Source organism: Streptomyces sp. RP5T (assembly GCF_003933965.1).
GTDB lineage: Bacteria > Actinomycetota > Actinomycetes > Streptomycetales > Streptomycetaceae > Streptomyces.
This window is the reverse complement of the sequence record NZ_RSAJ01000729.1, coordinates 1-3,702: the sequence shown is the minus strand read 5'-3', so window position 1 is coordinate 3,702 and position 3,702 is coordinate 1. Positions and strand designations below refer to the sequence as shown.

General features: G+C 69.2%; 3 protein-coding genes. All 3 read left to right on the top strand.

Translation table 11 applies throughout. The features are described 5' to 3' along the window. The coding region (locus tag EHS43_RS39990; protein ID WP_125195458.1) for an alpha-glucosidase C-terminal domain-containing protein at positions 1–474 on the top strand (474 nt) is incomplete at its 5' end. Beyond that, positions 471–2,171, top strand: a complete 1,701-nt coding sequence (gene treS / locus EHS43_RS39985; protein WP_125195457.1) for a maltose alpha-D-glucosyltransferase — start codon at positions 471–473, stop codon at positions 2,169–2,171. The genes EHS43_RS39990 and treS, both read left to right, overlap by 4 nt. A gap of 98 nt (positions 2,172–2,269) precedes the next feature. Further along, positions 2,270–3,658 (top strand): maltokinase, encoded by a 1,389-nt coding sequence (locus tag EHS43_RS39980; protein ID WP_125195456.1) that lies wholly within the window; start codon positions 2,270–2,272, stop codon positions 3,656–3,658. Positions 3,659–3,702 lie beyond the last annotated feature (44 nt).

The window sequence follows — 3,702 nt, the reverse complement described above, 5'->3', positions numbered from 1 at the left end:
GAACTCGCCGAGAACACCCCCCTGCGCGAGGGCAGCGAGGAGTACCTGGACTCGGAGAAGTACCAGATCAAGACCCGCGACTGGGACACCCCCGACACCCTCGCCCCCCTGATCACCCAGCTCAACACCATCAGGCGGGAGAACCCAGCCCTACGGCAGTTGCGCGATCTGCACTTCCACCACGCCGACAAGGACGAGGTGATCGCGTACTCGAAGCGGAGCGGTTCGAACACGGTTCTGGTGGTCGTGAACCTCGATCCGCACCACACCCAGGAGGCCACGGTCTCGTTGGACATGCCGCAACTCGGCCTGGAATGGCACGAGTCGGTGCCGGTGCGCGACGAGCTCACCGGCGAGACCTATCACTGGGGCAGGACGAACTACGTGCGTCTCGAACCGGGCACTCGCCCCGCGCACATCCTCACCGTCCTGCGACCGTCCACCCCGCAGATCGGAGGGTCACCCACAACATGATCGTCAACGAGCCCGTCCACGACACCTTCGAGGACACCCCCGCCAAGGACCGTGACCCGGACTGGTTCAAGCGGGCGGTCTTCTACGAGGTCCTCGTCCGTTCCTTCCAGGACAGCAACGGCGACGGCGTCGGCGACCTGAAGGGCCTGACCGCCAAACTCGACTACCTCCAGTGGCTGGGCATCGACTGCCTGTGGCTGCCCCCGTTCTTCAAGTCACCGCTCAGGGACGGCGGCTACGACGTCTCGGACTACACCGCGGTGCTGCCGGAGTTCGGTGACCTCGCCGACTTCGTGGAGTTCGTCGACGCCGCCCACCAGCGCGGCATGCGCGTGATCATCGACTTCGTCATGAACCACACCAGCGACCAGCACCCGTGGTTCCAGGAGTCCCGCAAGGACCCCGACGGCCCCTACGGCGACTACTACGTGTGGGCCGACGACGACAAGCAGTTCCAGGACGCGCGGATCATCTTCGTGGACACCGAGGCCTCCAACTGGACCTTCGACCCGGTCCGCAAGCAGTACTTCTGGCACCGGTTCTTCTCCCACCAGCCGGACCTCAACTACGAGAACCCGGCCGTGCAGGAGGAGATGATCTCCGCCCTGCGGTTCTGGCTGGACCTGGGCATCGACGGCTTCCGCCTCGACGCCGTGCCGTACCTGTACCAGCAGGAGGGCACCAACTGCGAAAACCTTCCGGCAACCCACGAGTTCCTCAAGCGGGTCCGCAAGGAGATCGACGCGTCCTACCCGGACACGGTGATCCTGGCGGAGGCCAACCAGTGGCCGGAGGACGTCGTCGACTACTTCGGCGACTACGAGTCCGGCGGCGACGAGTGCCACATGGCCTTCCACTTCCCGGTCATGCCGCGCATCTTCATGGCGGTCCGCCGCGAGTCCCGCTACCCCGTCTCGGAGATCCTGGCCAAGACCCCGGCCATCCCGTCGAACTGCCAGTGGGGCATCTTCCTGCGCAACCACGACGAGCTGACCCTCGAAATGGTCACCGACGAGGAACGCGACTACATGTGGGCCGAGTACGCCAAGGACCCACGGATGCGCGCCAACATCGGCATCCGGCGCCGGCTCGCCCCCCTGCTCGACAACGACCGCAACCAGATCGAGCTGTTCACCGCCCTGCTGCTGTCGCTCCCCGGCTCGCCGATCCTGTACTACGGCGACGAGATCGGCATGGGCGACAACATCTGGCTCGGTGACCGGGACGCCGTCCGCACCCCGATGCAGTGGACACCGGACCGTAACGCAGGGTTTTCCTCCTGTGACCCCGGGCGGCTCTATCTGCCGACCATCATGGACCCGGTCCACGGCTACCAGGTCACCAACGTCGAGGCGTCCATGGCGTCGCCCTCGTCGTTGCTGCACTGGACCCGCCGGATGATCGAGATCCGCAAGCAGAACCCGGCGTTCGGCCTCGGCTCCTACACCGAGCTGCCGTCCTCCAACCCGGCGGTGCTGGCCTTCCTGCGGGAGTACGAGGACGACCTGGTGCTGTGCGTCCACAACTTCTCCCGGTTCGCGCAGCCCACCGAACTGGACCTGAGCGCCTTCAACGGACGGCATCCGGTCGAGCTGTTCGGCGGGGTGCGGTTCCCGGCCATCGGTGACCTGCCGTACTTGCTGACCCTCGCCGGACACGGGTTCTACTGGTTCCGGCTCCGCAAGGACGCCGCGTAGCCGACGAGGCCCCGGGCGGGGCGGTGTTTCCACCGGCCCGCCCGGGGCACGCATCAGTAGCACCCCGACCAGCCAGCCCGGGGAAAGGACGCCACGCCATGTCGGAAGCCGTCACCCGTACCGCCACGACAAGTCCCGGCCTCCTCGCCTCCCTCGATCCACTTCTGCGCGAGTGGCTGCCGCGGCAGCGGTGGTTCGCGGGCAAGGGGCGGCCGGTCACCGGATTCTCGCTGGTGGCGGCCACCGAACTGCTGCCGCCCACCGCCAAGCTCGGCCTGTACCACCTGCTGGTCCGGGCCCAGCAGCCGCTCACCGTGGGCGCCCCGCCGCACCCCGGCGACTGCTACCAGCTGCTCATAGGCGTGCGCGAGGCGCTGCCGCCCCGGCTGGCGCCCGCGCTGATCGGCCATGTCGAGGAGGGCCCGCTCACCGGTCGTACCGCGTACGACGCCCTCCACGACCCGCTGCCCGCCGAACTGCTCCTGGAGGCCATCCGCACCGGGACCCGGATCGGCGGGCTGCTTTTCGAGCGGGACCCGCACCAGGAGATCCGGGAGGGCCTGGTGGCCCGGGTGATGACCGCCGAGCAGTCGAACTCGTCGATCGTCTACGGAGATACGTTCATCCTGAAACTCCTGCGCCGGATCGTGCCCGGCGTCAACCCCGACCTGGAGCTGCCGCTGGCGCTGGCCCGCGAGGGCTGCCCCCGGGTGCCCGCGCCGACGGGGTGGGTACGGGCGGAGCTGGCCGGGGAGTCGTACACCCTCGGAGTGCTCCAGCCCTTCGTGCAGGGCGCCTCGGACGGCTGGGAGCTGGCTCTGCGGGAGCTCGCCAAGGGCGAGGACTTCAGTGCCGAGGCGCACGCGCTCGGGCGGGCCACCGCCGAGGTGCACACCGCGCTCTCGCGGGCGCTGCCGACCGTGACCCTGGGCCACCAGCAGCTGCGCCTGCTGGTGGACGGCATGATCGAGCGGCTGGAGGCGGCCGTCCAGGCGGTCCCCGCGCTGCGGCCCCACGAGCCCGGTCTGCGCTCCGCGTTCACCGCGCTGGGAGATCTCGCCGCCGAGGGCACCACCTGGACCGCGCAGCGCATCCACGGTGACCTGCACCTCGGCCAGTGCCTGCGCTCGGCCACCGGGCACTGGTCGCTGATCGACTTCGAGGGCGAGCCGTCCAAGCCGCTCTCCGAACGCCGGCTGCCGCAGCCCACGGCCCGGGACGTGGCCGGGATGCTGCGCTCCTTCGACTACGCGGCACACTCCACCGACCTGCCCGTGCCGGGCTGGGCCGAGGCGTGCCGGGCCGCGTACTGTTCCGGCTACGCCGAGGTCAGCGGCGTGGACCCGCGGACCGATCCGGTGCTGCTGCGGGCGTACGAGACCGACAAGGCGATCTACGAGGTCGTCTACGAGGCCCGGCACCGCCCGGACTGGCTGCAGGTGCCGATGGCCGCGGTCGAGCGGTACGCGACAACCGACCTGATCTGACCGACCCGACTCCCGCCGAGGAGGCTCCCCCTGTGACTCCGCCC